Below are 3,048 nucleotides of genomic sequence, written 5' to 3'. Positions count from 1 at the left end.
CGGTATTTGGATCTTTTTTAAAGTAAGGAGAATTTGCAGCAGCATCGATATATTCCTCGCATTTACCGGTATCATCCTTATACTTCTTACAAAATTGGCTCTCATAATCCGGTCTAAAGATAAGTTTTGCATCGAAAGGCTTATCGGAGATTTGAGTATATAGTCTATCATCGTCGTCATTTTTACTAAAATTCTTATTGACTACCTGCAAACCGCTTAAAGGTAGGATATTAACGCTTTTAGAAACCTTTGTCGCGTCGCATAATTCAAGCTCGGAAGCGCTATCCATCTCTATGAAGACTCGCTGACCGCCGCCTATATCTAGGCTCATCTTATAACTTAGTGTCACGGCAGGAGCCTGCAATATGGTTGCGCCCGTATTGACGGTGGCGTTAAACTCACCATACGCCGCTTTACCTGGCTGCATTAATCCGCCTACAAGTACAGGACTACCGCCCGGTGTTGAAGAAGGAGTTAAGTCTCCCGCGCCTTGACCTATATAAAATTTCAATATATTACCGTCAAGCGCAGTAAACTGCCTATCGTTATAGATAGGATCCGTGACATTTGGGGTGCCGCCATTTATGACATCTTTCATCGTCTTATATGCACCCTTTTGACCATCGCGTAGATAGACCAGCTTCTCTGCAGCCGCCGCAGGTATGGTATCCGTAGTGGTATTGATAGGATCATTTACGACTAGCTCGTTATTTATAGTAGCGCTATCTTTGGTATAGGTAGCGCCGGCTTGACCAAAGTCGATCGATACTACCGCACCTGCTGCATCTTCGCTATCACCACCATTTAGTCTATTTTCAAATTTCATTCTATAATAGATATTTTCACCCGCAACTACCGGGTTTTTGATCTGCTCAGGCTTATTATCAGTAACCTCAGAGCCGCTATATCTGGAGCCTATAACTTTTCCGTGTTGCGGATCTTCATCTTTAGTTCTAAAGAATTTTACCCAGTTAGCGGCGTTATATACCTCATACTGATAGCACATTTGAGGGACATACAAATCGGCGGAAATAGCAATCATACTTATGAAGTTTTGATCGGCTTGACCTCCGTTGAGATCTTCATACGCCGCACCCAAAGAGATGTTTAGACTAGATTGCGCATTCTTCATCTTTGAACCGATATCGAATTCGTCCAGATCAAATCCACCTAAATAACCAGTGCCGTATGGATAGCTATACTTATAGGTGCCGTTATCATTTATAAGTAAAGCGACAGAGCCGTCGTATATATTAGCGCGATCGTTAGCTAACCGTTGATTAACCACACCGGATCCGTATAGCGAATCCATTTGTGCGGTTCCTTTGTGTTGAACTTTAAAATACTCGTCGGAGGTCATTTGTCTCTCGCCACCAAACCCTAAAAACCCTAGCTTTGCACTTACGGACCCACTTCTAGGTGTATAAAATCCATTGATGGTAGCGTTAATGTTTATAGGCGTATATCCCTTATCCCAAGGGGTGAGGACAAAATAATCGCCGTAAATAGTTACGTTTTTTGGTTTAAAATATTTATTTTTATATTCTACGGCCTCTTTATAAGTCATTTTTTGACCCGTTACGCTATCGTTAGATTGTAAATTATCTAGCAAAGCCCTTCTGGACGGGGCGGTTTTATCATATACTACGATTATTCCCCATCCGCCGTACGGCCCAAGACGAACGCTGTTGAACTCTCCATTGGTAAAATCTGCACCGCTTTGATCCTCACCATCACTCGTTTTTACGTTTCCTACAGTAAATTCAATGCTGTCGGAATAAGGTTCAAAATATTGCTTGACTAGATCGGTAATATCTTTAGTGCAGCCATATTTTAAACGCAAACGTAAGGGCTTGCGAGATTCTGCCAAAAAGTTCCAAGCAGCCGTTCCTTCGCATCTATCTCTCTGAACATCTTTTATTATGCTAGCTGTACCTTTCGAGCTTTTCATTTTAAATTTCACCCGTGTATACCCCTTAGCAAAACCGGTCAATTTTTTTCCGTCTTTGCTGTTGTATTCTGCTTTGCTGTCAAAATCAGTCGTGCTGAATATATTTCCCTGCCAATAAAGTCTCGCATAGACTATATCGTCTTTAGTCACGCCCTTAGGAAGCCTCAAAACAGCTTTTGAACTATTCAAATAAAACTGTCCGTCGCCGTCATCTTTAATGTATGTGCCTTTTGCTCCCCACATGTAACCATGGCCTAAAGCAGAAGGCCAGCTTAATTTAATCACCGGCTTTCCAGTCACGGCGTAGTCTCCAAAGACGTATGTGCCCGCACCGCCGAATCTAACTATCGGCTTTTGGTTTAATTCGTCAGACGGAAAGTTTTTTATAGTGGTGAAATTATACAAACCCTCATTTCCGTTCCAAGTCCAACCACTTCTGCCTATCTTTCCGTCCAGCACGCCATCGTCACGATACTCGTTGCTTATTGGGGTAGCAGGATTTATCTTCACGTTCGACCTAACATCATCTGCGAATACTCCCGTCGCGAAACAAAACAACAGCGCCAAAATGGGCGCAAAGCTAAAACTCTTAACTTTCATGATACTACCCTCCGGTCAATAACATAATTTTTGACTATTATTTTACATTTTTTTTGCTTAAATTACAGTGCAATTTGAAAGATTTATAATTAAAATTTAATTTATTTCAAATGGGACGGCAAATAACGACAACGCGATGAAAACTTAACGATGAAAAAATTTCATAAAATATAAAAAATGCGGAAATTTATCAAAAATTTCAGCAAATTTTAAAATTCAAAAGCTCTGTTACGATTTGATGTTGAAATAAATTTTACATCCGCTACGAAAAGCCGGCTCGCTTACGGCGAGTTGAGCGCGATTTTTTGCTCACGCAACTTCACCCACATTCGCTTTACGGCTTCACTGCTCGTAGATAATTCTCGCAACAAGGCTTGTCACAACTAAAAATCGGCGGTATTACTCTGTAAAAATTCCTAGTGCAGCGAATTAAAGACATCGCAATTTGGACTTTGCAAAAACATGACCAGCTATTTTTCCAAAGTTCATCGGCGCTA

General features: G+C 41.1%; 1 protein-coding gene. It reads right to left on the bottom strand.

Annotated features, from left to right (window positions below; all coding sequences use genetic code 11):
* Positions 1-2,551 (bottom strand): hypothetical protein (locus tag Q0277_RS00475; protein WP_297994391.1); only part of this gene is annotated, 2,551 nt, incomplete at its 3' end.
* Positions 2,552-3,048 lie beyond the last annotated feature (497 nt).

The sequence above is a fragment of the uncultured Campylobacter sp. genome (assembly GCF_938030815.1).
Taxonomy (GTDB): domain Bacteria; phylum Campylobacterota; class Campylobacteria; order Campylobacterales; family Campylobacteraceae; genus Campylobacter_B.
The sequence above is the reverse complement of the archived record's forward strand: the minus strand, read 5'-3'. Positions and strand labels throughout refer to the sequence as shown.